Origin of the sequence: Pseudomonas sp. SWRI154 (assembly GCF_014268645.1) — a bacterium.
GTDB lineage: Bacteria > Pseudomonadota > Gammaproteobacteria > Pseudomonadales > Pseudomonadaceae > Aquipseudomonas > Aquipseudomonas marvdashtae.
In genome coordinates this window covers 77,660-100,930 of the sequence record NZ_JABWQW010000019.1, presented here as the reverse complement: position 1 = coordinate 100,930, position 23,271 = coordinate 77,660, and the positions used below count along the sequence as shown (strand labels likewise).

The 23,271-nt window shown below is 60.3% G+C and carries 25 protein-coding genes and 1 other RNA gene; 13 read left to right on the top strand and 13 right to left on the bottom strand.

The window, feature by feature from the left end; translation table 11 throughout:
* Nucleotides 1–15: 15 nt before the first annotated feature.
* The gene (locus HU806_RS17665; RefSeq protein ID WP_186612806.1) at nt 16–570 is read right to left on the bottom strand and encodes a YecA/YgfB family protein; all 555 of its coding nucleotides are present in this window, start codon (nt 568–570) and stop codon (nt 16–18) included.
* A 129-nt stretch (nt 571–699) separates the two neighbouring features.
* On the opposite strand from HU806_RS17665, the gene HU806_RS17660 reads away from it, so the two are divergent.
* The 4 genes from HU806_RS17660 to HU806_RS17645 all read left to right on the top strand — a co-directional run bounded on the left by HU806_RS17660 (nt 700) and on the right by HU806_RS17645 (nt 2,172).
* Nucleotides 700–909, top strand: a complete 210-nt coding sequence (locus HU806_RS17660) for a TIGR02449 family protein (RefSeq protein WP_003177365.1) — start codon at nt 700–702, stop codon at nt 907–909.
* Nucleotides 906–1,223 (top strand): cell division protein ZapA, encoded by a 318-nt coding sequence (locus HU806_RS17655; RefSeq protein WP_039590276.1) that lies wholly within the window; start codon nt 906–908, stop codon nt 1,221–1,223. The genes HU806_RS17660 and HU806_RS17655 overlap by 4 nt, the downstream gene beginning before the upstream one ends.
* A 30-nt stretch (nt 1,224–1,253) precedes the next feature.
* Nucleotides 1,254–1,433, top strand: a non-coding RNA gene (ssrS, locus tag HU806_RS17650) — 6S RNA.
* 118 nt (nt 1,434–1,551) lie between these two features.
* Nucleotides 1,552–2,172, top strand: coding sequence for a 5-formyltetrahydrofolate cyclo-ligase (locus HU806_RS17645; RefSeq protein WP_186612804.1), 621 nt, complete (start codon nt 1,552–1,554; stop codon nt 2,170–2,172).
* A 19-nt stretch (nt 2,173–2,191) separates the two neighbouring features.
* Here HU806_RS17645 and HU806_RS17640 read toward each other — a convergent pair whose 3' ends face one another.
* The gene (locus HU806_RS17640; RefSeq protein ID WP_186612802.1) at nt 2,192–2,338 is read right to left on the bottom strand and encodes a hypothetical protein; all 147 of its coding nucleotides are present in this window, start codon (nt 2,336–2,338) and stop codon (nt 2,192–2,194) included.
* A gap of 195 nt (nt 2,339–2,533) precedes the next feature.
* Here HU806_RS17640 and HU806_RS17635 point away from each other — a divergent pair, with 195 nt between their 5' ends.
* Nucleotides 2,534–2,986: an EVE domain-containing protein gene (locus HU806_RS17635; RefSeq protein WP_186612800.1), complete on the top strand. Its 453-nt coding sequence runs from the start codon at nt 2,534–2,536 to the stop codon at nt 2,984–2,986.
* Nucleotides 2,987–3,016: 30 nt separating this feature from the next.
* Here HU806_RS17635 and HU806_RS17630 read toward each other — a convergent pair whose 3' ends face one another.
* Nucleotides 3,017–3,427 (bottom strand): flagellar basal body-associated FliL family protein, encoded by a 411-nt coding sequence (locus HU806_RS17630; protein WP_186612798.1) that lies wholly within the window; start codon nt 3,425–3,427, stop codon nt 3,017–3,019.
* A gap of 150 nt (nt 3,428–3,577) precedes the next feature.
* Between HU806_RS17630 and HU806_RS17625 the strand changes: the two genes are divergently transcribed.
* On the top strand, nt 3,578–4,555 hold the full coding sequence (locus tag HU806_RS17625) for an NADPH:quinone oxidoreductase family protein (RefSeq protein ID WP_186612796.1): 978 nt from the start codon (nt 3,578–3,580) through the stop codon (nt 4,553–4,555).
* A 47-nt stretch (nt 4,556–4,602) separates the two neighbouring features.
* Here the strand turns inward: HU806_RS17625 and HU806_RS17620 are convergent, their stop codons facing one another.
* Nucleotides 4,603–5,190, bottom strand: a complete 588-nt coding sequence (locus tag HU806_RS17620; RefSeq protein ID WP_238350199.1) for an energy transducer TonB — start codon at nt 5,188–5,190, stop codon at nt 4,603–4,605.
* Between the two features lie 334 nt (nt 5,191–5,524).
* Here HU806_RS17620 and glpT point away from each other — a divergent pair, with 334 nt between their 5' ends.
* Complete coding sequence (gene glpT, locus HU806_RS17615) at nt 5,525–6,874, top strand: glycerol-3-phosphate transporter (protein ID WP_186612792.1); 1,350 nt, start codon at nt 5,525–5,527, stop codon at nt 6,872–6,874.
* On the opposite strand, the gene HU806_RS17610 is transcribed toward glpT, so the two are convergent.
* From HU806_RS17610 to HU806_RS17585, 6 genes are all read right to left on the bottom strand, one after another.
* Nucleotides 6,850–7,518: a gamma-glutamylcyclotransferase gene (locus HU806_RS17610; RefSeq protein WP_186612790.1), complete on the bottom strand. Its 669-nt coding sequence runs from the start codon at nt 7,516–7,518 to the stop codon at nt 6,850–6,852. The genes glpT and HU806_RS17610 overlap by 25 nt on opposite strands.
* A gap of 177 nt (nt 7,519–7,695) precedes the next feature.
* Nucleotides 7,696–8,664, bottom strand: a complete 969-nt coding sequence (locus HU806_RS17605) for a CDP-6-deoxy-delta-3,4-glucoseen reductase (protein WP_186612788.1) — start codon at nt 8,662–8,664, stop codon at nt 7,696–7,698.
* Nucleotides 8,664–10,130 (bottom strand): 4-hydroxy-3-polyprenylbenzoate decarboxylase, encoded by a 1,467-nt coding sequence (gene ubiD / locus HU806_RS17600; protein WP_186612786.1) that lies wholly within the window; start codon nt 10,128–10,130, stop codon nt 8,664–8,666. Before ubiD ends, HU806_RS17605 begins: the two co-directional genes overlap by 1 nt.
* Nucleotides 10,131–10,250: 120 nt before the next feature.
* Complete coding sequence (rho, locus tag HU806_RS17595) at nt 10,251–11,510, bottom strand: transcription termination factor Rho (protein WP_017845130.1); 1,260 nt, start codon at nt 11,508–11,510, stop codon at nt 10,251–10,253.
* A gap of 242 nt (nt 11,511–11,752) precedes the next feature.
* Entirely contained in the window at nt 11,753–12,082 is a 330-nt protein-coding gene (gene trxA, locus HU806_RS17590) for a thioredoxin TrxA (RefSeq protein ID WP_186612784.1), read from the bottom strand.
* Between the two features lie 121 nt (nt 12,083–12,203).
* Nucleotides 12,204–12,911 (bottom strand): FadR/GntR family transcriptional regulator, encoded by a 708-nt coding sequence (locus tag HU806_RS17585; protein WP_186612783.1) that lies wholly within the window; start codon nt 12,909–12,911, stop codon nt 12,204–12,206.
* Nucleotides 12,912–13,166: 255 nt separating this feature from the next.
* On the opposite strand from HU806_RS17585, the gene HU806_RS17580 reads away from it, so the two are divergent.
* The 5 genes from HU806_RS17580 to ppx all read left to right on the top strand — a co-directional run bounded on the left by HU806_RS17580 (nt 13,167) and on the right by ppx (nt 17,696).
* Nucleotides 13,167–13,952 (top strand): transporter substrate-binding domain-containing protein, encoded by a 786-nt coding sequence (locus HU806_RS17580; protein ID WP_186612782.1) that lies wholly within the window; start codon nt 13,167–13,169, stop codon nt 13,950–13,952.
* Between the two features lie 21 nt (nt 13,953–13,973).
* Nucleotides 13,974–14,642, top strand: coding sequence for an amino acid ABC transporter permease (locus HU806_RS17575; RefSeq protein ID WP_186612781.1), 669 nt, complete (start codon nt 13,974–13,976; stop codon nt 14,640–14,642).
* Entirely contained in the window at nt 14,639–15,289 is a 651-nt protein-coding gene (locus HU806_RS17570; RefSeq protein WP_186612779.1) for an amino acid ABC transporter permease, read from the top strand. Before HU806_RS17575 ends, HU806_RS17570 begins: the two co-directional genes overlap by 4 nt.
* Nucleotides 15,276–16,010, top strand: a complete 735-nt coding sequence (locus HU806_RS17565) for an amino acid ABC transporter ATP-binding protein (RefSeq protein ID WP_030138144.1) — start codon at nt 15,276–15,278, stop codon at nt 16,008–16,010. The genes HU806_RS17570 and HU806_RS17565 overlap by 14 nt, the downstream gene beginning before the upstream one ends.
* A gap of 183 nt (nt 16,011–16,193) precedes the next feature.
* Nucleotides 16,194–17,696 carry an exopolyphosphatase gene (gene ppx / locus HU806_RS17560; RefSeq protein WP_186612777.1) on the top strand — a complete coding sequence of 501 codons (1,503 nt, stop codon included), beginning with the start codon at nt 16,194–16,196 and terminating at the stop codon, nt 17,694–17,696.
* Between the two features lie 198 nt (nt 17,697–17,894).
* Here ppx and ppk1 read toward each other — a convergent pair whose 3' ends face one another.
* Nucleotides 17,895–20,111 carry a polyphosphate kinase 1 gene (gene ppk1, locus HU806_RS17555; RefSeq protein WP_186612775.1) on the bottom strand — a complete coding sequence of 739 codons (2,217 nt, stop codon included), beginning with the start codon at nt 20,109–20,111 and terminating at the stop codon, nt 17,895–17,897.
* Nucleotides 20,112–20,128: 17 nt separating this feature from the next.
* The gene (gene hemB, locus HU806_RS17550; protein WP_186612773.1) at nt 20,129–21,142 is read right to left on the bottom strand and encodes a porphobilinogen synthase; all 1,014 of its coding nucleotides are present in this window, start codon (nt 21,140–21,142) and stop codon (nt 20,129–20,131) included.
* A gap of 204 nt (nt 21,143–21,346) precedes the next feature.
* Here hemB and HU806_RS17545 point away from each other — a divergent pair, with 204 nt between their 5' ends.
* The gene (locus HU806_RS17545; protein ID WP_186612771.1) at nt 21,347–21,970 is read left to right on the top strand and encodes a DedA family protein; all 624 of its coding nucleotides are present in this window, start codon (nt 21,347–21,349) and stop codon (nt 21,968–21,970) included.
* Here HU806_RS17545 and HU806_RS17540 read toward each other — a convergent pair.
* A complete protein-coding gene (locus tag HU806_RS17540; protein ID WP_186612769.1) occupies nt 21,951–23,186 on the bottom strand; it encodes a sterol desaturase family protein in 1,236 nt (411 codons plus the stop codon). The two genes, HU806_RS17545 and HU806_RS17540, sit on opposite strands and share 20 nt — an antisense overlap.
* Between the last annotated feature and the right edge of the window lie 85 nt (nt 23,187–23,271).

The following is a 23,271-nucleotide window of genomic DNA, read 5'->3' as shown; positions in this document are numbered from 1 at the left end:
TGTTCCCTCTAAAAATTAATGCAAGGACGGCTTGGCGGCCGCTGCATCGGTTTTCTTGGTCTCGGTAAACAGCAGCAATGGCGCGACCCGCAGGTACTCCATCACTTCCATGTAGTCGCTTTCGCCGTCTTCGGATTCTTCGAGGGCATCCTGCACCTGAGAGATCGCCGCCAGGTCCTGCAACACTTCTTTTGCCTCCTCGCTCAACGCGTATTCGCGGCGGGTCAGGCCGAAGCCCGCAAGGAAACCCTGGCACCATTGGCCCAGCGCAACGGCGCGCTCGGCCAATGGCGCATCGTCGGTCGGCAGCAGCAGGACGACGGTCATGTCGTCGCTGGTCAACTCACCCTTGACCATCTCTTGCAGGCCGATAAGCGCGTTGCGCACGTTGTCCGCCGGCTCGCCTTCGAGCAGCTCGGCGGCATCGGCCAACCAGCCTTCGGCTTCGAAACCGGCGCCGGCGCAACTGCGGCCGAGCAACAAGCCATGCAATTCTGCAGGCGAGACAGGATGACCGCTGGTGCTCAGCAGGGTGGCGAACGCTTGATACGGGGAATTCTGAATGGGCATGGGCAGCTAGGCGCCAGACGGCGCTATGTCTAGAATGGAGGCCTTGTATCCTACATCGACAGACTCGCCAAGACCATTAAAGGCTGTGCGACCCTTATTCCCCATCAGACACAATCTTCAGTGGACACAATGGAAGACACCGACCTGCAAGCGCTGATGGCCAGACTCGAGTTGCTAATTGACCGGGTCGAGCAACTTAAGAGCCAAAACGGACTCCTATTAGCTCAGGAAAAAACCTGGCGCGAGGAACGCGCGCACCTCATTGAAAAAAACGAAATCGCCCGGCGTAAGGTCGAATCGATGATTTCGCGCCTCAAGGCCCTGGAGCAAGACTCATGAGTTCAAGCAATAGCGTTACCGTGCAGATCCTCGATAAAGAGTATTCGATCATCTGTCCCCAGGAAGAGCGCAGCAACCTGGTGAGCGCCGCCCGTTACCTGGACGGCAAGATGCGCGAGATCCGCAGCAGCGGCAAAGTCATTGGCGCTGATCGCATCGCCGTGATGGCTGCCTTGAACATCACCCACGACCTGCTGCATCGCCAGGATACGCCGGACGTACAGGTCAGTGGCTCGACCCGTGAACAGGTTCGCGACCTGCTCGATCGGGTGGACCTGGTACTCGCCACCGATCCGGACGTCAGCAAGGGCTGATTCGCGCCACTGCCTGGGGTATACTGGCGTCACTCCCTGGGGTGCTTGCCAGTTGGTGATGTCCCTGAGCCGATACGCACAACCACGGGGGTTGCACGTTGGGGCCGGTGTGCATGTCCGCTTGACGGAAAGCCTTAACGCCTCCTGCAACTTCCACCTTGAACTTTCGGGTTCAAGGGCTAAGCCGACAGCGGTTCATCCGGGGAGCCTGATTCTCGAAACAATGCCAGTCATTCATGACTGGCATTGTCGTTTCTGGCGTTTGGCATTTCTGGTCGCATCGTTTGCGGTTACGCTGTCCGATGTCGCCGACTCGTGAAGCATCGATATGACTGAACCTGCGTTGCTGTCTCGCCCGCAACTTCGACGCCTGCTGCGCCAGGCCCGTCGCGCCCTGACACCTGCCCAACAGCGGCAAGCCGCTCACGGGCTTTATCGGCAACTGGCCCAGCATCCGCTGTTTCGCCGCGCCAGACACATCGCCCTGTACCTGCCCAACGACGGCGAGATCGATCCGCGCCTGCTATTGCGCGCCGCCCAACGCCGGGGCAAAGCGGTCTACCTGCCGGTACTCAGCCCATGGCCGCAAACCAAGATGGTCTTCCAGCGAATCCATTCTGGCGAGAAGATGCAGCCCAATCGCTTTCGTATCCCTGAACCGCGCAAGAATATCGCCCGGCAACGCAAAGTCTGGACACTGGACTTGGTATTGTTGCCGCTGGTCGGATTTGACGATGCGGGAGGTCGGCTGGGCATGGGTGGCGGCTTTTATGACCGCAGCCTGGCGTACCTGTCGCGACGCAGACAATGGCGCAAGCCGACGTTGCTGGGCTTGGCCCACGAGTGTCAGAAAGTCGAACGGTTGGCACAGGCAAGCTGGGATGTACCGCTACAGGGAACGGTCAGCGACAGGCGTTGGTACTTTGCACGAGAGGCGCCGCGAGAATAGCGGCGTCCTGGAAAGAGGCTCAGCGCTTGAGCGAAGGCGCTGGTTGGATGATTTCCACCGGAGCATCGGTCTTGTTGCTCCATAAACTCTGGGCGTAACCCGTGGTTACGACCCCGAGGCCGAACAGAATGACCAGTATCCACAACAAATCCGGTTTGCGTTTCATCGATTGCCCCCCTCAAGGCAGATCACACACGATGACAGCAGCGGTTTTCTTATTGGCCGTGCAGCAGCGTCAAGCTTGGAAGGCCGGCATTTTGCGGCAACCTGAACCCACACGCAAACTCTGGCGTCAACCGACTGTCGGTTTGTCATAAAATCGCTGAACTTTTTTAAGTCAACATCCCCAGGAGTAGAAATCATGGCCTATTGGCTGATGAAATCCGAGCCCGACGAATTGTCCATCCAGGGCCTGGAAAAGCTCGGCCAAGCGCGCTGGGACGGGGTTCGCAACTACCAGGCGCGCAATTTTCTGCGAGCCATGACAGTCGGCGACTCATTTTTTTTCTACCACTCCAGCTGCCCCGAGCCCGGTATCGCCGGGATCGGCAAAATCATCAAGGCCGCCTATCCCGACCCAACGGCCCTGGAACCTGACAGCCATTACTTCGACGCCAAGGCCAGCCTGGAGAAAAATCCCTGGACTGCGATCGACGTAGCCCATGTCGAGACGTTCTCACGCGTGCTGAAGCTCGACTTTCTGAAACAGCAGGCCGCCCTGGCCGAGATGCCGCTGGTGCTCAAAGGCTCACGGTTGTCGGTGATGCCGGTAACGGCCGAACAGTGGGCGGCGGTCATTGCATTGAAATCTTGAACGATATGCGGCTGACCAGCTTGATCGGGCTTACTGGATGATCAGGTTGTTGAACAACAGATCCTCGACCATCGGCTTGCCGGTCTCGTCGTTCATGACCTGCTGGGTCTGCTTCAACGCTTCCTGACGGAGCTTTTCCTTGGCTTCGAGGTTATTCATGGTCTCGCTGGTCTGCTGGGCAAACAGCGCCACCAATTGATTGCGAATCAACGGCTCGTTTGCCTTCACCGCTGCGGCGGCGGCATCGCCGGTCACGCGCAAGGCAACGTCGGCCTTGTAGACCTTCAGCTTCGTCGTACCGTCCAGCCCATAATTGCCCACGAACGGTGGACTCAGGGTGATGTAGCTGACCTTCGGCGGCGCCTCGCCCTCTTTGGCTTCTTCGGCCATCGCAGCCACAGGCAACGACAGGGCCAGCAACAACATGATCCACGCTTTCACATTCGACTCCTCATCCGATTTGCGGCCCAGCATACCGACCCGCCGTCCAAGCACAAGCTTATGGACAGCTATCAGGGCGGGGCATGCTCGTTGACCCCTTGACTCTCACACCTACACTTATCGGCCATCACTCCCAAAGGAATAGCCCTGATGAAAGCCGTGCTGTGCAAAGAGTTCGGTCCCGCCGAATCGCTGGTGCTGGAAGACGTCGCCAGTCCAGTCATAAAGAAGAATGAAGTGCTGCTGGACGTGCACGCCGCCGGGGTGAATTTTCCTGACACCTTGATCATCGAGGGCAAATACCAGTTCAAGCCACCCTTCCCATTTTCCCCGGGCGGCGAAGCGGCGGGCGTTGTCCGTGAAGTGGGAGAAAAAGTCAGCCACCTGAAAGTCGGCGACCGGGTCATGGCGCTCACCGGTTGGGGCAGCTTCGCCGAGCAGGTGGCGGTACCGGGCTATAACGTGTTGCCGATTCCTTCGACGATGGACTTCAACACCGCGGCCGCCTTCAGCATGACCTACGGCACCTCGATGCACGCTCTCAAGCAGCGGGCTAACTTACAACCCGGTGAAACCCTGCTGGTGCTCGGCGCCTCCGGCGGTGTCGGCCTGGCGGCAGTGGAAATCGGCAAGGCCATGGGCGCCAGGGTCATTGCCGCCGCCAGCAGCGCGGAGAAACTCGCCGTCGCCAAGGCCGCCGGTGCCGACGAACTGATCAACTACAGCGAAAACAACCTCAAGGATGAAATCAAGCGCCTGACCGACGGCCAGGGCGCCGATGTAATCTACGATCCGGTGGGCGGAGACCTCTTCGACCAGGCCATCCGCGCCATCGCCTGGAACGGCCGGTTGCTGGTCGTCGGCTTCGCCAGCGGACGCATTCCCGAGCTGCCGGTTAACCTGGCCCTGCTCAAGGGCGCCGCCGTAGTCGGCGTGTTCTGGGGCTCATTCGCCCAGCGCCAGCCCCAAGACAACGCTGCCAACTTCCAGCAACTGTTCCGCTGGTTCGCCGAAGGAAAACTGAAGCCGCTGGTATCGCAAGTGTACCCACTGAGCAACGCCGCCCAGGCGATCAATGACCTTGGACAGCGCAAGGCTGTGGGGAAGGTGGTTGTGCAGGTGCGTTGAGTCACCAAAGCTGTCCGTTATCAGTCGCTTAAACCGACGGACAGCTGCTAAAGCAACACGCGAATCTCCTGCGGCAGCATCTTCATATACCGCGTTGCGGGAAACGATCCGCAGCGCTGCACGATTGAGGGCAGCAGCCGGTTGAACCGCGCGATCAGCGCCAGGCGCTCGGCTTCCGGCAGTTGCTTGACAAAAAAAACGTTGGACAGATAACTGCGTGTGACGCTGAACGGAAGCAGGTCCTGCACCTGCAGCCGATCTGCGGCATGGGCGTTGATATCCGAGCATCGCCACTGCTTGATCCACTTATTGGCATCAAGCGGCACGTCATCCAGGCGAAACTCGAAGGGTGCCACGGTATGTACTTGCGCGGGATGCCCGTCATCGACCGTCCAAGGTTTGAAACGCCATTGGCTGACTGCCTCACGAGCGGCCTCGGCGAAACCCGGATGGTCACTTTCCAGGATCGCGACCTGATCGACACGACCATCGGCGTGCACAGTGAACCCGGCCCTGACCTTGCCCATGACCCCCGCACGGGTCAGGGACGTTGGGTATTCTGGCTTGGGATTATGCTCCGGCACCAGCCAGACATCCGCCGACCAACTCGCTCCGCACTGACACAGCAATAACATCACAGCACACCACCTCATACCCAACCCCTATCCGAATGCCTGAACGGGCAAACGTAAAGGGTAAGGGCCATGTCCTGTTGCGTGAATGGCGACACTTCCCATCCAGTTGAAGGACGCTTCCCTGCTTGCTGTCATGAAATCTATAAAACGCCGCAGGAAAGAGCCTACGACGACGATTCCCACAGCGCCGTCAGCTTATACGCACGCGACATGTTCGCTTAAGAACATGATCAATCGAAATTTCCGCTATTTATGCGACAACGAGCGGTGCTATTTTCGGTAACGAAACTGTAACATTCGCATCCGCCGTTATAACAAGAACTGGAGCACTTGAATGTTTGCCTTCTTCCGACCAGCCGCACACCAGGCAGTCCTGCCTGAAGAAAAAATAGACAGCACCTACCGACGCCTTCGCTGGCAGATTTTCGCCGGGATTTTCATTGGCTATGCGGGTTATTACCTGCTGCGCAAAAACTTCTCCCTGGCCATGCCATACCTCATCGACGAGGGTTACACCCGTGGCCAATTGGGCTTGGCCATGTCGGCCATTGCCATCGCCTACGGATTGTCGAAATTCTTGATGGGCCTGGTGTCCGATCGCTCCAATCCACGCTACTTCCTGCCATTTGGCTTGTTGGTGTCAGCCGGTGTGATGTTCGTTTTCGGTTTCGCACCGTGGGCAACGTCCAGCGTAACCATCATGTTCATCCTCCTGTTCATCAACGGCTGGGCCCAAGGCATGGGTTGGCCGCCGAGCGGACGGACCATGGTTCACTGGTGGTCGCAGAAGGAACGTGGCGGCGTGGTGTCGGTGTGGAACGTGGCGCATAACGTCGGCGGCGGCCTGATCGGTCCGCTGTTCCTGCTGGGAATGGCCTGGTTCAATGACTGGCACGCGGCATTCTATGTGCCGGCCACGGTGGCGCTGTTCGTCGCGGTATTTGCCTTCGCGACCATGCGCGACACCCCGCAATCGGTGGGCCTGCCGCCAATCGAGAAATACAAGAACGACTACCCGGAAGGCTACGACGCCAGCCACGAGAACGAATTCAGCGCCAAGGAAATTTTCGTCAAGTACGTGCTGCGCAACAAAATGCTGTGGTACATCGCCATGGCCAACGTCTTCGTCTACTTGTTGCGCTACGGCGTGCTGGACTGGGCGCCGACCTACCTCAAGGAAGCCAAGGGCTTCACGGTGGACAAGAGCTCCTGGGCTTACTTCTTCTACGAATGGGCAGGTATTCCGGGCACGCTGTTGTGTGGGTGGATGTCCGACAAGATCTTCCGTGGCAATCGTGGCCTGACCGGCATGGTGTTCATGGCGCTGGTGACCGTGGCGACACTGGTGTACTGGCTGAACCCGGCCGGCAACCCGACTGTCGATATGATCGCCCTGGTTTCCATCGGATTCCTGATCTACGGCCCGGTCATGCTGATCGGCTTGCAAGCGCTTGAGCTGGCACCGAAGAAAGCCGCCGGTACCGCCGCGGGCTTCACTGGGTTGTTCGGTTACCTGGGCGGCTCGGTCGCGGCCAGCGCCGCCATGGGCTACACCGTGGACCACTTCGGCTGGGACGGCGGCTTCGTACTGTTGATCGGTGCCTGCCTATTGGCAATGGCATTCCTCGCGCCCACCCTGTGGCACAAGCAAATCGCCAGTCAGAGCCGCGAAGCGGTCGTCTGATCCAGCGTTGATTTGCAGCGCCTGAGCCGCGCCTCCAGATTCCGGTCTGGCATGGCGTGGCTGCGCAGGGCGTGGATGGTCTGCTCGACATAATCGCGAGTCGTGCCATAACGCCCGCAGGCACTTTCGAACACTTGGCTCAGCACATGATCCGGCAGGTTGCCGGCATAGCTGGGCAAGTGTCGCTCCAACACGAAACCCAAGGCTTGAACCCGGCTGCCATCCTCAAGACGGCACGTGAGCCAGTGCGGGCGGTAGGAAGGGACCGGCATTTCGCGTTGCCACAGGGCAAACAACGAATCCTCAAGGTTCTCTTGTGGCAATCGGTAAGCGAAACCGCTGCAAGAGCCGCCGCGATCCAGCCCGAACACCAAGCCCGGCAGCTCGGGCGTACCGCGATGCTCATGGGACCATAGGTACAATCCACGATGATAACCGTGGACCCGACCGCGCAACCGCTCCACTGCCGTGCACTCCGGCCGCCAGATCAGCGAGCCGTAGGCGAACAACCAGACCGGGCCGCCTTGATGAAGACTCATGGTCGACCGCATGGAGGCGAGCAATTGCTCGCGGGTCAGCTGTGGACCCAACTCGAGTCGTGGCGGGTACAGGGCGCACGTTATGGCGGATTCGATAACGGTCATGGCCGGTAGCGGTTGGCTCCTCGCGGGTCGGAAGGTAAACAGGGCCGTCATGGGGTTGACGTTCATGGGGAGCAAGGCAAGTTAAATGCCATCCCGCGCCCCATATAAATTATCGGTATCTAGCCTCAGGACTAAATATCGAAACGAAATATATGGAGTTATATCGCTGAGTGCTATTCAAGCCCGCGGCGCATACGCAAACACATCGGCACGCATCTGATGAGCGTCCATCCCGGCGTCCACGAGCGCATCGAGCGTGGCGTAGATCATCGCCGGCGAACCGCTGGCGTAGACATAGACCCCCGAAAGATCAGCGATATCCTCGCAGACGGCTTCATGGAGCATGCCGCAGCGCCCTTCCCAGCCGCACAAATCGCTGACGACTTTGTGCAGGTACAGATTGGGCAGCGACTTCCATTCGTCCCAATGCTCGATCTCATAGAAATCTTCCGGACGCCGCACGCCCCAATACAGATGCACCGGGTGCTTGAACCCCTGCGCGCGACAGTGCTCGATCAGGCTGTGCATCTGCGCCATGCCGGTCCCGGCTGCGATCAATACCAGCGGGCCATCCGGCAGCTCGGACAGATGCGTGTCACCAAAAGGCATTTCGATGCGCACATTGGGGTTGCGCTGCAGCTGGTCCAATAGGCTCTGCGCACTGCTTTCGCGCACCAATACATGCAATTGCAGGTCGCGCCCCGAGTGCGGTGCAGAAGCCAGGGAGAACGCTGACTTTTCACCGTTCTCCCGCTCAATCATCAAATACTGCCCCGCGTGGTAGCGCGGCGGCTTGCCCGCTGGCGCACGCAGGCGTACCCGCCACACATCGCCGCCCACTTCGGCGCACTCGGTAACCTGACATGCCAGACTGCGTACCGGCAACTCACCCGGCGCCAGCACGCCATCCCATAGCAGCACGCAATCCTCCAGGGGCTCGGCGATGCACGTGAAGATTTCACCGTGATCACGCACCTCTCCGGCCTGCCCCACGCGGCCTTCCACCAGCAACGCGCCACAGACGTGACAGTTGCCATTGCGGCAGCTTTGCGGGCATTCGTAGCCCAGGCGCCGGGCGCCATCGAGAATCCGCTCGGCCGGCTGTATCTCCAGCACCGCGCCGGAAGGCTGCAACGTTACGCGCATCAATCTATTCCTAACTGATTCCAGATGGCATCGATCCGTTGGGTAACGGCTTCATCCTTGACGATAACCCGGCCCCATTCACGCGTGGTCTCACCGGGCCATTTATGCGTGGCATCGAGCCCCATCTTCGACCCCAGGCCGGACACCGGCGAGGCGAAGTCGAGATAATCGATCGGTGTGTTCTCGATCATTACCGTGTCGCGCTTGGGGTCCATGCGCGTGGTGATGGCCCAGATCACATCGTTCCAGTCTCGTGCGTTGATATCGTCGTCAGTGACAATAACGAACTTGGTGTACATGAATTGTCGTAAAAACGACCAAACGCCCAACATGACTCGCTTGGCATGCCCTGGATACGACTTCTTCATGGTCACCACGGCCATGCGATACGAGCAGCCTTCCGGTGGCAGGTAGAAATCGGTGATCTCAGGGAATTGCTTCTGTAGGATCGGCACGAACACTTCGTTCAGCGCCAGGCCGAGGATCGCCGGCTCATCGGGTGGACGACCCGTGTAGGTGCTGTGATAAATGGGCTTGATCCGGTGGGTGATGCGCTCGACAGTGAACACAGGGAAGCTGTCGACTTCGTTGTAATAACCGGTGTGATCGCCGTAAGGACCTTCATCAGCCATTTCGCCCGGATGGATCACGCCCTCGAGAATGATCTCGGCCGTGGCCGGTACCTGCAGATCGTTGCCACGGCATTTCACCAGTTCGGTGCGATTGCCCCGCAACAGGCCGGCAAATGCATATTCGGAGAGGCTGTCGGGCACGGGCGTGACGGCGCCAAGAATGGTCGCCGGGTCTGCACCCAGGGCCACCGATACCGGGAAGGGCTGGCCGGGGTGCTTTTCGCACCATTCGCGATAATCCAGCGCGCCACCGCGGTGACTCAGCCAACGCATGATGACCTTGTTGCGGCCAATAACTTGCTGACGGTAGATACCGAGGTTCTGGCGATCCTTGTTTGGCCCCTTGGTGACGGTCAGGCCCCAGGTGATCAGCGGCCCGACGTCGCCCGGCCAGCAGGTCTGCACCGGAAGCATGGCCAGGTCGACATCGTCGCCTTCGATTACCACTTCCTGGCAGATTGCGTCCTTGACGACTTTCGGCGCCATGGAAATGATCTTGCGGAAAATTGGCAGCTTCGACCAGGCGTCCTTCAGCCCCTTCGGCGGCTCGGGTTCCTTGAGGAATGCCAACAGCTTGCCGATTTCGCGCAATTCGCTGACCGCCTCGGCGCCCATGCCCAAGGCCACGCGCTCCGGCGTGCCAAACAGGTTGCCCAATACCGGAATGTCGTAGCCGGTCGGGTTCTCGAACAGCAGCGCCGGGCCTTTTGCGCGCAAGGTGCGGTCGCAGACCTCGGTCATTTCCAGCACAGGGGACACGGGCACTTGGATGCGCTTGAGCTCGCCGCGCTGTTCCAGACCGCTAATAAAGTCGCGCAAGTCGCGATACTGCATGCAAAGCCTCATGGTGACCGTGACGTTCGGGGGCCCCGAGTTTAACGCCGCCCGTTCAGAATAGTGAATGCACAGATAGCAAAAAGCCGGGTTTCCCCGGCTCTTGCTGGCCTGTTCGACTTACTTGCGTTTCATCGACAGGAAGAACTCATCGTTGGTCTTGGTCGTCTTCAGCTTGTCGATCAGGAACTCGATGGCTGCCACTTCATCCATTGGATGCAGCAGCTTGCGCAAGATCCACATGCGCTGCAACTCGTCATCGGCGGTCAGCAATTCTTCGCGACGGGTGCCGGAACGGTTGATGTTGATGGCCGGGAACACACGTTTCTCGGCGATGCGACGATCCAGGGGCAGTTCCATATTGCCGGTACCCTTGAACTCCTCGTAGATCACTTCGTCCATCTTCGAGCCGGTTTCAACCAGCGCGGTGGCGATGATGGTCAACGAGCCGCCTTCCTCGATGTTCCGCGCGGCGCCGAAGAAACGCTTCGGTTTTTCCAGCGCGTGGGCATCGACACCACCGGTCAGCACCTTGCCGGAACTCGGGATTACGGTGTTGTAGGCACGGGCCAGACGAGTGATGGAGTCGAGCAGGATCACCACGTCCTTCTTGTGCTCGACCAGGCGCTTGGCCTTCTCGATCACCATCTCAGCTACCTGCACGTGGCGGGTCGGCGGCTCGTCGAAGGTCGAGGCAACCACTTCGCCGCGCACAGTGCGCTGCATCTCGGTCACTTCTTCCGGACGTTCGTCGATCAGCAGCACGATCAGGTGAACTTCAGGGTTGTTACGGGCAATGTTGGCTGCGATGTTCTGCAACATGATCGTCTTGCCCGCTTTCGGCGGTGCCACGATCAGGCCGCGCTGGCCTTTGCCGATGGGGGCGCACAGGTCGATGACACGACCGGTGAGGTCTTCGGTGGAACCGTTGCCGGCTTCCATCTTCATGCGCACGGTCGGGAACAGCGGCGTCAGGTTCTCGAAGAGAATCTTGTTCTTTGCGTTTTCCGGACGGTCGAAGTTGATCGTGTCGACCTTGAGCAGCGCGAAATAACGCTCGCCTTCCTTCGGAGGTCGGATCTTGCCAACGATGGTGTCACCGGTGCGCAAGTTGAAGCGACGGATCTGGCTCGGCGAGACGTAGATATCGTCCGGGCCGGCAAGGTAGGAAGCGTCTGCGGAGCGGAGAAAGCCGAAGCCGTCCTGGAGAATCTCCAGCACGCCATCACCGGAGATTTCCTCGCCGCTTTTCGCGTGCTTCTTGAGCAGGGAGAAAATCACGTCCTGCTTGCGCGAACGGGCCATATTTTCTATGCCCATCTGTTCGGCCAATTCGAGCAGTTCGGTAATCGGCTTTTGCTTGAGTTCAGTCAGATTCATATAGGAATGACGTAATCATTTATGGAGGGGGGAAAATTAAGCTTTTGGCTTAATGAGGCCGCGCCGCGGAGAAGGCGACAGGATCGCGTACTTATTCGAAAGGAGAGCGTCGGCGACGGCTTGCAGGGGGCACTGGAGAAACCAGTGCGGGGCCGAATGTACCACCTCGATTTACGAGCGTCTAGCCCTGGATAACGAAAAAGCCCCGCGATTTGCGGGGCTTTTCCAGTGGCATTCGGCGCTTAGATGTTGGCGTCGATGAAAGCGGCCAGTTGCGACTTCGACAGCGCACCCACCTTGGTGGCTTCAACGTTGCCGTTCTTGAACAGCATCAGGGTCGGGATACCACGCACGCCGTGCTTGGCCGGAGTCTCCTGGTTTTCGTCGATGTTCAGCTTGGCAACGGTCAACCTGCCGGCATAAGTGCCAGCGATTTCGTCCAGCACCGGGGCGATCATTTTGCAAGGACCGCACCACTCAGCCCAATAGTCGACCAGTACCGGGCCTTCGGCCTTGAGTACGTCAGCTTCGAAGCTAGCGTCGGTAACGTGTTTGATCAGATCGCTGCTCATGGAAATCTCCGGGGTAATCAGCAAAAAAACGTGGCCCATCATAGCTGCCCTTCCCGGGTTCAGGAAGCCGCAGTTGATTGAGTCTCGCTATGACGCGTAATGGCTTTAGGTATGGCTCGCCTCATGAAGCGGCAGGCGCAACGAAAGAGATACCGGTACGCAGCGCCGCGTTACGTACATGTTCCTGCATGGCTTTTTGCGCGGCGCCCGAAGCGCGACGAGCCAGGGCGCGAAGGATCTTGCGATGCTCCCGCCAGGTTTCCATCGCCCGTTCCGCCCTGATGAACGGTAGCTTCTGACTTTCCAGGAAGATCTCTGCGCTGGCGGTAAGAATACTCAGCATCGCCTGGTTGCCGCTGGCCAACAGGATTCGCCGGTGGAATTCGAAATCCAGCCGCGCTGCGGCGTCGAAGTCCCCGACCTTCAATTCCCGGCGCATGGCTTCGACATTGTCTTGCAGCCGGTCGAGCTCATCGGCGCTGAGCGTCACCGCCGCCAACCCCGCCGCGAACCCCTCCAGGGCGTAGCGCAACTGGAAGATGTCCACCGGCGAGGCCTGGGCCGCAAACGGCCAGCCCGACGCCGAGTCGTTGCGCGGAGCTTCGACCGGCACCTGCACGAACACGCCCTTGCCCGGTTGCACGCTGATCATGCCCAAGGCACTCAGGGAGGACAGCGCTTCACGCAATGACGCCCGACTCACCCCCAGTTGCAGCGCCAGGTCCCGCTGCGACGGCAACGCATCACCCGGGCCGAAGCCTTCATCGGCGATCAGTTTGCGGATGGCTTGCAATGCCACTTCAGGAACGGCACGAGCGATGGAATTCATGGTTTTTTCAGACGAACCGGGCCAGTGAGCGGCTAGTTGTAAAGCTATTCGCCGCGCCCGGCAAGTCGTGCCCCAGCAGGGTTCGGCGACAAATACCGACGCCCGATAACGGTGCGAAACACGGCGCAACTGTTCAGACCAGTAAGACCGCCTCCTACCAGTAAAACCGTGGCTTTGCTCGATGAATAGCCGGCTTGGCATGGCCTGTGCTCTGTCCGAACGCAGAAATCACATCACCGATTGCGGAGATTCGCCATGATTCAGCGTTGCAGCGTTCTGCTCACTGCCCTGTTCGCCAGCCTGATGCTTTGTCAGCTGCCTGCCCAAGCCGATGGCCTGGAAGACGTGGTCAAGCGTGGCACCCTCAAGGTCGCGGTGCCCCAGGACTTCCCGCCATTCGGTTCCGTAGGGCCGGACATGAAGCCCCGTGGCCTGGACATCGACACCGCTAAATTGTTGGCCGACCAGCTCAAGGTCAAACTTGAACTGACCCCGGTCAACAGCACCAACCGCATTCCGTTCCTGACCACCGGCAAGGTCGACCTGGTGATTTCCAGCCTGGGCAAGAACCCGGATCGTGAAAAAGTCATCGACTTCTCCAGCGCCTATGCGCCGTTCTACCTGGCGGTGTTCGGCCCGCCCGACGCCGCCATCAACGGCCTGGACGACCTCAAGGGCAAGACCATCAGCGTCACCCGTGGCGCCATCGAAGACATCGAGCTGAGCAAGGTCGCCCCCGAAGGCACCACCATCAAGCGCTTCGAAGACAACAACTCGACCATCGCCGCCTACCTCGCCGGCCAGGTTGACCTGATCGCCAGCGGCAACGTGGTGATGGTCGCCATCAGCGAACGCAACCCCAAGCGCGTCCCGGCGTTGAAAGTCAAACTCAAGGACTCGCCGGTGTACGTGGGGGTGAACAAGAACGAGCCGGCGCTGTTGGACAAGGTCAACCAGATCCTCGCCACCGCCAAGACCGATGGAAGCCTGGAGAAGAATTCCCAGACCTGGCTGAAGCAGCCGCTGCCGGCCGACCTTTGATCGCCGCTTGAGAGGCTGAGCATGGCTTATCAGTTCGATTTCCTGCCGGTGGTGCAAAACACCGAGCTGCTGTTGCGCGGTGCGCTGTTCACCTTGGAGCTGACGGCCATCGGCGCGTTGCTCGGGGTCGGCCTGGGCATCGTCGGGGCGGTGGTGCGGGCCTGGAATATCCGTCCGTTCGCGGCGATCTTCGGCGTGTATGTGGAATTGATCCGCAACACGCCTTTCCTGGTTCAACTGTTTTTCATTTTCTTCGGCTTGCCATCCTTGGGCTTGCAGATTTCCGAGTGGCAGGCCGCGGTGTTGGCGATGGTGATCAACCTTGGCGCGTATTCCACCGAGATCATCCGCGCCGGCATCCAGGCCATCCCGCGGGGTCAACTGGAGGCCGCGGCAGCCTTGGCGATGAGCCGCTTCGAAGCCTTTCGCCACGTAGTCCTGTTGCCGGCGCTGGGCAAGGTCTGGCCCGCGTTGAGCAGCCAGATCATCATCGTGATGCTCGGCTCCGCCGTTTGCTCGCAGATCGCCACCGAAGAACTGAGCTTCGCCGCCAACTTCATTCAATCGCGCAATTTCCGCGCCTTTGAAACCTATGCGCTGACGACGCTGATCTACCTGTGCATGGCACTGCTGATCCGCCAGTTCCTCAATTGGGTCGGGCGGCGCTACATTGCCAGGAGCAACCAATGAGCGATTTCACTTTCTGGGACGTGGTGCGCAACCTGCTCACCGGCCTGCAATGGACCTTGGCGTTGTCGCTGGTGGCGTTTATCGGCGGTGGCGTGATCGGGCTGCTGGTCATGGTGATGCGCATCTCCAAAAGCGCCCTGCCCCGCAACATCGCTCGCACCTATATCGAGCTGTTCCAGGGCACGCCGTTGCTGATGCAATTGTTCCTGGTGTTCTTTGGCGTGGCCCTGGCCGGGGTGGAGATTTCGCCGTGGATGGCGGCGGCCATCGCCTTGACGCTGTTCACCAGTGCCTACCTTGCGGAGATCTGGCGCGGTTGTGTCGACTCGATTTCCAACGGCCAGTGGGAAGCCTCGGCAAGCCTGGCCCTCAACCCCCTGGAGCAGTTGCGCTACGTGATCCTGCCCCAGGCCCTGCGCATTGCCGTGGCGCCGACCGTGGGCTTTTCCGTACAGGTCGTCAAAGGCACAGCGGTGACCTCGATCATCGGTTTTACCGAGCTGACCAAGACCGGCGGCATGCTCGCCAACGCCACGTTCGAGCCGTTCATGGTCTATGGCCTGGTCGCCCTCGGTTATTTCCTGCTCTGCTACCCCTTGTCCCTCAGTGCGCGCTACCTGGAAAGGAGACTGCATGCCTCTGCTTAGAATTACCGCCCTGCATAAATACTACGGCGATCACCACGTGCTCAAAGGCATCGACCTGAGTGTCGAGGAAGGGCAGGTGGTGGCGATCATCGGCCGCAGTGGCTCGGGCAAATCCACCTTGCTGCGCACCCTCAATGGCCTGGAATCGATCAACGATGGCGTCATCGAAGTCGACGGCGAATACCTCGATGCCGCCCGCGCCGATCTGCGCAGCCTACGGCAGAAAGTAGGGATGGTGTTTCAGCAGTTCAACCTGTTCCCGCACCTGACGGTCGGCGAGAACGTCATGCTCGCGCCGCAGGTTGTGCAAAAAGTGCCCAAGGCCAAGGCGGCCGAGCTCGCGCGGCAGATGCTCGAACGGGTCGGGCTCGGCGAGAAATTCGATGCCTTCCCCGACCGTTTGTCCGGCGGCCAGCAGCAACGGGTGGCGATTGCCCGCGCCCTGGCGATGTCGCCGAAAGTGCTGTTGTGCGACGAAATCACCTCGGCCCTGGACCCGGAACTGGTCAACGAAGTGCTCAGCGTGGTGCGGCAACTGGCCAAGGAAGGCATGACGCTGATCATGGTCACCCACGAAATGCGTTTCGCCCGGGAAGTGGGCGACAAACTGGTGTTCATGCACCAGGGCAAGGTGCATGAGGTGGGCGATCCCAAGGTGCTGTTCGCCGATCCGCAGACGGCGGAACTGGCGAACTTTATCGGAACGGTCGAGCCTGCCTGATCTTGAGGCCAAGCGCGAGCTGAATGGATTTTGGGGCTGCCGCGCAGCCCAGCGGGAGCAAGCTCCCTCGCCACCGGGAGGCCACGCCGGCACTGCTCTGGCTCAAGGGTTTGGATCAGGTGCGTTGGCGTAAGCGGTCGATCGTGGCAGGATGGCAAGGTTATCGACCGAGACTTTTTGACCATGCCGCCATCCCAAGCCAAGAATCTGTCCCTGATTGCCGCCATCGACCTGGGTTCCAACAGCTTCCACATGGTCGTCGCCAAGGCCCAGAACGGGGAAATCCGCATTCTTGAGCGACTCGGCGAGAAGGTCCAGCTGGCCGCCGGCATCGATGAAGAGCGCAAACTCAGCGAAGAATCGATGCAGCGCGGGCTTGATTGCCTGAAACGATTCGCCCAACTGATCAACGGCATGCCCCTGGGCGCGGTGCGGATCGTTGGCACCAACGCCCTGCGCGAGGCGCGCAACCGTGGCGAGTTCATCCGTCGCGCCGAGGAAATCCTCGGCCATCCCGTTGAAGTCATTTCCGGCCGTGAAGAAGCCCGACTGATCTACCTGGGCGTTTCCCACACGCTGGCGGACACCCCGGGCAAGCGCCTGGTGGCGGATATCGGCGGCGGCAGTACCGAGTTCATCATTGGCCAGCGCTTCGAGCCGCTGCTGCGTGAAAGCCTGCAAATGGGCTGCGTCAGCTACACCCAGCGTTATTTCCGCGACGGCAAGATCACCCCGGCGCGCTATGCACAGGCTTACACAGCGGCGCGCCTGGAGATCATGAGCATCGAACACGCCCTGCACCGCCTTACATGGGATGAAGCCATAGGCTCGTCAGGGACCATCCGCGCCATCGGCCTGGCACTCAAGGCAGGCGGACATGGTTCCGGCGAGGTCAATGCCGAAGGATTGGCCTGGCTCAAGCGCAAGGTGTTCAAGCTCGGTGATGCGGACAAAATCGACTTCGAGGGCATCAAGCCCGACCGCAGGGCGATCTTCCCGGCGGGCTTGGCGATTCTCGAGGCGATTTTCGATGCCCTCGAACTGCAACGCATGGATCACTGCGAGGGCGCCCTGCGTGAAGGCGTGCTGTATGACCTGCTGGGCCGACATCATCACGAAGACGTGCGCGAACGCACCCTGGGCTCGCTCATGGAGCGTTATCACGTCGATCAGGAACAGGCAGCCCGAGTCGAGCGCAAGGCGCTGCATGCCTTCGACCAGGTGGCCGAGGACTGGGACCTGAACGACGGCATCTGGCGCGAGTTGCTGGGTTGGGCCGCCAAGGTCCATGAGGTGGGCCTCGATATCGCCCATTATCATTACCACAAACACGGCGCGTACCTGATCGAACACTCGGACCTGGCGGGTTTCTCCCGGGAAGACCAGCAAATGCTCGCGTTATTGGTGCGCGGTCACCGGCGCAATATTCCCAAGGATAAATTTGCCGAGTTCGGCGATGACGGCATCAAGCTGATTCGCCTGTGCGTGTTGCTGCGCTTCGCAATCCTGTTCCATCACATCCGCGGCACCCAGGAAATGCCTCAAGTGGTCCTGCGGGCCGATGGCGATGAACTGGATGTGCTGTTCCCTGAAGGCTGGCTGGAAGAGAACCAACTGACCCAGGCCGACTTTGCCCAGGAAGCGGAATGGCTGACCCGGGTTGGGATTGTGCTGAACATCCACTGAGCGGCACCACGGTACGCTCCCCCGTGGCGAGGGAGCTTGCTCCCGCTCGGCTGCGCAGCAGTCGCAGGATCTGCCCGAAATGGAAGTTTTCCTGATACACCGAGCTGAATGGCTTCAGGGCTGCTGCGCCCGAAGCGTCGGACCGGCCCAGCGGGAGCAAGCTCCCTCGCCACAAAAGCCAAGCTCGCCCCAGGACGTTTAGCGAACCGCCAACACCGGGCTGCTCAAGCGCTCCAACAAGGTCGCCTGGGCGCTGCGCGGGTTCTGGTTGCCGGTCGGCGTGTTGCGGATGTAGCGGCCGTCCGACTGCAGGCTCCAGCTATGGGTGTTGTCGGTGAGATAGCTTTCCAGCTCCTTCTTGACCCGCAGGATCAGCTTCTTGCCTTCCACCGGGAAGCAAGTCTCGACACGCTTGTCGAGGTTGCGCTCCATCCAGTCGGCGCTGGAGAGGAACATCTGCTCCTCGCCGCCGTTGAGGAAGTAGAACACCCGCGTATGCTCCAGGAATCGCCCGATGATCGAGCGCACGTGGATGTTGTGGGAAACCCCCGGAATGCCCGGCCGCAGGCAGCACATGCCGCGCACCACCAGATCGATGCGCACGCCCGACTGGCTGGCCTTGTACAACGCGCGGATGATCTTCGGATCGGTCAGCGAGTTGAACTTGGCGATGATGTGGGCCGGCTTGCCATCCAGGGCGAACTGCGTCTCCCGGGTGATCATGTCGAGCATGCCCTTTTTCAGGGTGAACGGCGCATGCAGCAGTTTCTTCATGCGCAGGGTCTTGCCCATGCCGATCAACTGGCTGAACAGCTTGCCAACGTCTTCGCACAAGGCATCGTCGGAGGTCAGCAGGCTGTAGTCGGTATACAGGCGGGCATTGGCCGCGTGGTAGTTGCCGGTGCCCAAGTGAGCGTAACGCACGATCTCACCGGCCTCGCGGCGCAGGATGAGCATCATCTTGGCGTGGGTCTTGTAGCCGACCACACCATAGATCACCACCGCACCGGCCGCTTGCAGGCGGCTGGCCAGTTGCAGGTTGGATTCCTCGTCGAAGCGCGCCCGCAATTCGATCACCGCCGTGACTTCCTTACCGTTTCGCGCCGCGTCCACCAGGGCATCGACGATTTCCGAATTGGCGCCGCTGCGATACAGCGTCTGGCGCACCGCCAATACATGAGGATCCTTGGCGGCCTGGCGCAGCAAGTCGACCACGGGCGTGAACGACTCGAAAGGGTGCAGCAGCAGGATGTCCTGCTTGCTGATCACGCTGAAAATGTTCTCGCTGTTCTGCAGCAGTTTCGGGATCTGCGGCGTGAACGGCAAGTATTGCAGTTCCGGATGGCTGTCCAGGCCGGTGATGCTGAACAGTCGGGTCAGGTTGACCGGGCCGTTGACCTGGTACAGCTCGGTTTCATGCAGGTTGAACTGTTTGAGCAAATAGTCGGACAGGTGTTTCGGGCAGGTGTCGGCCACTTCCAGGCGCACCGCATCGCCGTAGCGCCGGGAGAACAGCTCGCCGCGCAGGGCGCGGGCGAGGTCTTCGACGTCCTCGGTGTCCACCGACAGGTCGGCGTTTCGGGTCAGGCGGAACTGGTAGCAACCCTTGACCTTCATGCCTTGGAACAGGTCATCGGCATGGGCATGGATCATCGACGACAGGAACACATAGTTGTCGCCTGGGCCGCCGACGTCTTCCGGCACACGGATGATGCGCGGCAACAAACGCGGCGCTGGAATGATCGCCAGGCCGGAATCGCGACCGAAGGCGTCGATGCCTTCCAGTTCGACGATGAAGTTCAGGCTCTTGTTGACCAGCAACGGGAACGGGTGCGTCGGGTCGAGACCGATCGGGGTGATGATCGGAGCGATCTCGTCGCGGAAATAACGGCGCACCCAAGTCTTGATCTTGGTGTTCCAGTTGCGGCGACGGATGAAGCGGACCTGGTGCTTTTCCAGCTCCGGCAACAGGATGTCATTGAGGATCGCGTATTGCCGGTCCACATGACCGTGGACCAGTTCGCTGATACGCGCCAAGGCCTGGTGCGGTTGCAGGCCGTCGGCGCCGGCCTGTTCACGGGCGAAGGTGATCTGCTTTTTCAGGCCGGCGACGCGGATTTCGAAGAACTCGTCCAGGTTGCTGGAAAAAATCAGCAGGAACTTAAGCCGCTCCAGCAACGGATAGGACTCATCCAGCGCCTGCTCCAGCACGCGGATGTTGAATTGCAGTTGCGACAGCTCGCGATGGATGTACAGGCTGCTGTCATCCAGGTTCGGGATGGCAATCGCCGGAGCCGGGGCCGGCTCGGTGACGGCCGGGGGAGCGGGCTCCAGCTCCGGCGGGGTCTCGACGACTTGCTCGACCACGGGTTGAGCGTCTTTTACGGCAACTTCAGAGAGTCCTTCGGTATTCATCGCAAGTTCCTGGGAGGCTATTTCTGCTCTCGTAACAATTGGGCGGCGCGCACGGCAAAGTAAGTCAGGATGCCATCAGCACCGGCGCGTTTGAAAGCGGTCAGGGATTCGAGAATCACCCCTTCGCTCAACCAGCCGTTCTGGATCGCCGCCATGTGCATGGCGTACTCGCCGCTGACCTGATAAACAAAGGTCGGCACTTTGAATTCTTCTTTGACCCGACAAAGAATGTCGAGGTAAGGCATCCCCGGCTTGACCATGACCATGTCTGCCCCTTCTGACAAGTCAGCGGCCACTTCGTGCAGGGCTTCATGGGCGTTGGCCGGGTCCATCTGATAAGAGGCCTTGTTGGCCTTGCCCAGGTTCAGGGCCGAGCCCACCGCGTCACGGAACGGGCCGTAATAGGCACTGGCGTACTTGGCCGAGTAGGCCATGATGCGCACGTTGACGTGGCCTGCGATTTCAAGGGCCTCGCGGATCGCCTGGATGCGACCGTCCATCATGTCCGACGGCGCCACCACCTGGGCACCGGCCTCGGCGTGGGACAGCGCCTGCCTGACCAGTGCATCGACGGTGATGTCGTTCTGCACGTAGCCTTCTTCGTCGAGGATGCCGTCCTGTCCGTGGGTGGTGAACGGGTCCAGCGCCACGTCAGTGATCACGCCCAGTTCCGGGAAGCGCTCGCGCAGGGCACGGGTCGCGCGCTGGGCAATACCTTCAGGATTCCAGGCTGCGGCGGCGTCCAGCGACTTGAGGCCCGGCGGCGTGACCGGGAACAGCGCCAGCGCCGGGATACCCAGCTCGACCCAATCGGCCGCCGCTTCGAGCAGCAGGTCGATAGTCAGGCGTTCGACGCCGGGCATCGAGGCCACCGCTTCGCGACGATTCTCCCCGTCGAGCACAAATACCGGCAGGATCAGGTCATCGGTAGTCAGCACGTTTTCACGCACCAGCCGACGAGAGAACTCATCACGACGGTTGCGACGCAGCCGGGTGGCGGGGAACAGACGATTGGCGGGGGTAAAGCTCACGGCAGACTCCTGAGCCCGCAGACGGGCGAGCGTGACAGTTATAAGCGGACATTATGACGAACGCATGACAGTTGTGCTAAAGCGCGACCGGTAGTCGCAGTCATTGTCTTCTGTAGGAATTGTTCACGTCGAGACACATTTCGATACTTTCCTGAATGTGCCTGAAGGGTTAGGCTGCGCGTTCATTTCGCCAGCACCCAGACAATGCTCCAACAATTTCTGCATGACTTCGGCTACTTGGCCCTGTTTATCGGCACGTTCTTCGAAGGCGAAACCATCCTCGTGCTCGCAGGCTTCCTGGCGTTCCGTGGCTACATGGACATCAACCTGGTAGTGGTCGTGGCGTTTTGCGGCAGCTACGCGGGCGATCAGCTGTGGTATTTCCTGGGCCGCAAGCACGGGCGCAAGTTGCTGGCACGCAAGCCGCGCTGGCAACTGATGGGTGATCGCGCGCTGGAGCACATCCGCAAGCATCCGGACATCTGGGTCCTTAGCTTTCGCTTTGTCTATGGTTTGCGCACGGTGATGCCGGTTGCGATCGGCCTTTCGGGCTATCCGCCGGGCCGCTACCTGCTGCTTAACGGCATCGGCGCGGCAATCTGGGCGACAGCGCTGGCCGCCGCTGCCTATCACTTCGGCGCGGTGCTCGAAGGCATGCTGGGCAGCATCAAGAAATACGAGCTGTGGGTTTTGGGTGCCTTGCTGTTGCTGGGCTTGGGCTTGTGGCTGCGTCGGCGCATCAAGAATGCGCGATTGGCCAAGAAAGTCCTTGAGGCCGAGCGCCTCGAACAAGCCAAGGCCGGCGAACCTACGACGCCAATCGAGTAAACCAACCGCGGCAGCAGTACAGCCCGATGCCACTCACCAGGCTATAGCTAAGCAGCCCGACCCAAGCCACCGCGCTGGCCGGCCATAACCCGGCCAGCGGCGCCAGCCACACCAGTGGCAGGGCCGAAGCCAACCGCAGCAGTTCCAGCTTCAGTGCCCACGGGCGATTCTCCAGGGCCACGCCCAACACGAACAGACCGAACGCCACCGCGCCCCAGCCCAGCACCAGGGCGCTGACCGGCAGGCTGTTTTCCAGGTTCATCAAATAACTGCCCAGCGCAATGTAGACGCAGAACTGCAGCGCTACGTACCACTGTTGGCGCCCGTCCAGAGGCACGTCGAATTTGCGGAACTGGCTCAGGTCGGGCTTGTTCAGCGGGTACTTGACCGCCACGTCCGCTGGCCGCCAGCCGGTGGGCATGAACCAGATCCGCAGCTTGTCCCACCAGCGTTCGGCCCGACGGGCATCGGCCCATAACTGCGCATAGAACTGCAGGTTTGCCCATAGAGGGTTCCAGCTCGCCAGCGGCGTGGTCACGCCAAAAATCACCGGCTCGCGGTCGACTTCTTCCTGAAAGGTCCCGAACAGACGGTCCCAAATAATGAACACACCGCCGTAGTTGCGATCCATGTAGAGAGGGTTCTGTGCATGGTGGGCACGATGATTGGACGGCGTCACGAAGCACCACTCCAGCCAGCCGAGCTTGGGAATGTGCTGGGTGTGGACCCAGAACTGGTAAAGCAGGTTCAGCGCGGCGACGCTGACGAACACCGTCAGCGGCACGCCCAACACCGCTAGCGGCAGGTAGAAAATCCAGCTCAGCAAAAAACCGGTGCTGGTCTGGCGCAATGCGGTGGAGAGGTTGTAGTCCTCGCTCTGGTGGTGCACCGAATGGGCCGCCCAGAGAATGTTGCGCTCGTGGCCCAGGCGATGCAGCCAGTAATAGCAAAAGTCGTAGAACACAAAGGCGAACACCCAGGCCCAGGCCTGATCGGGCGGCAACTCAAGGATCGCCAGGTGCTCCAAGACAAAGGCATAGGTCACCAGTCCCAGGCCTTTAGTCAGCAAGCCCGTGGTTGTCGACAGCACACCGGTGCTGAGGCTGTTGATGGCATCCGCTACGCGATAATGGCTCATGCCACGCCAGCGGTCGGCCAGCCACTCGACGGCGATCAGCACGAAGAAAAACGGCACCGCATACAGGATGAAATTCATGACGCAACCCGGACAGGCAAGGCAGGGAGACAGTCGGCAGATTAGGTGTAGCAGCCCGATCCCCCTATGGCAACGAGTGACAAAT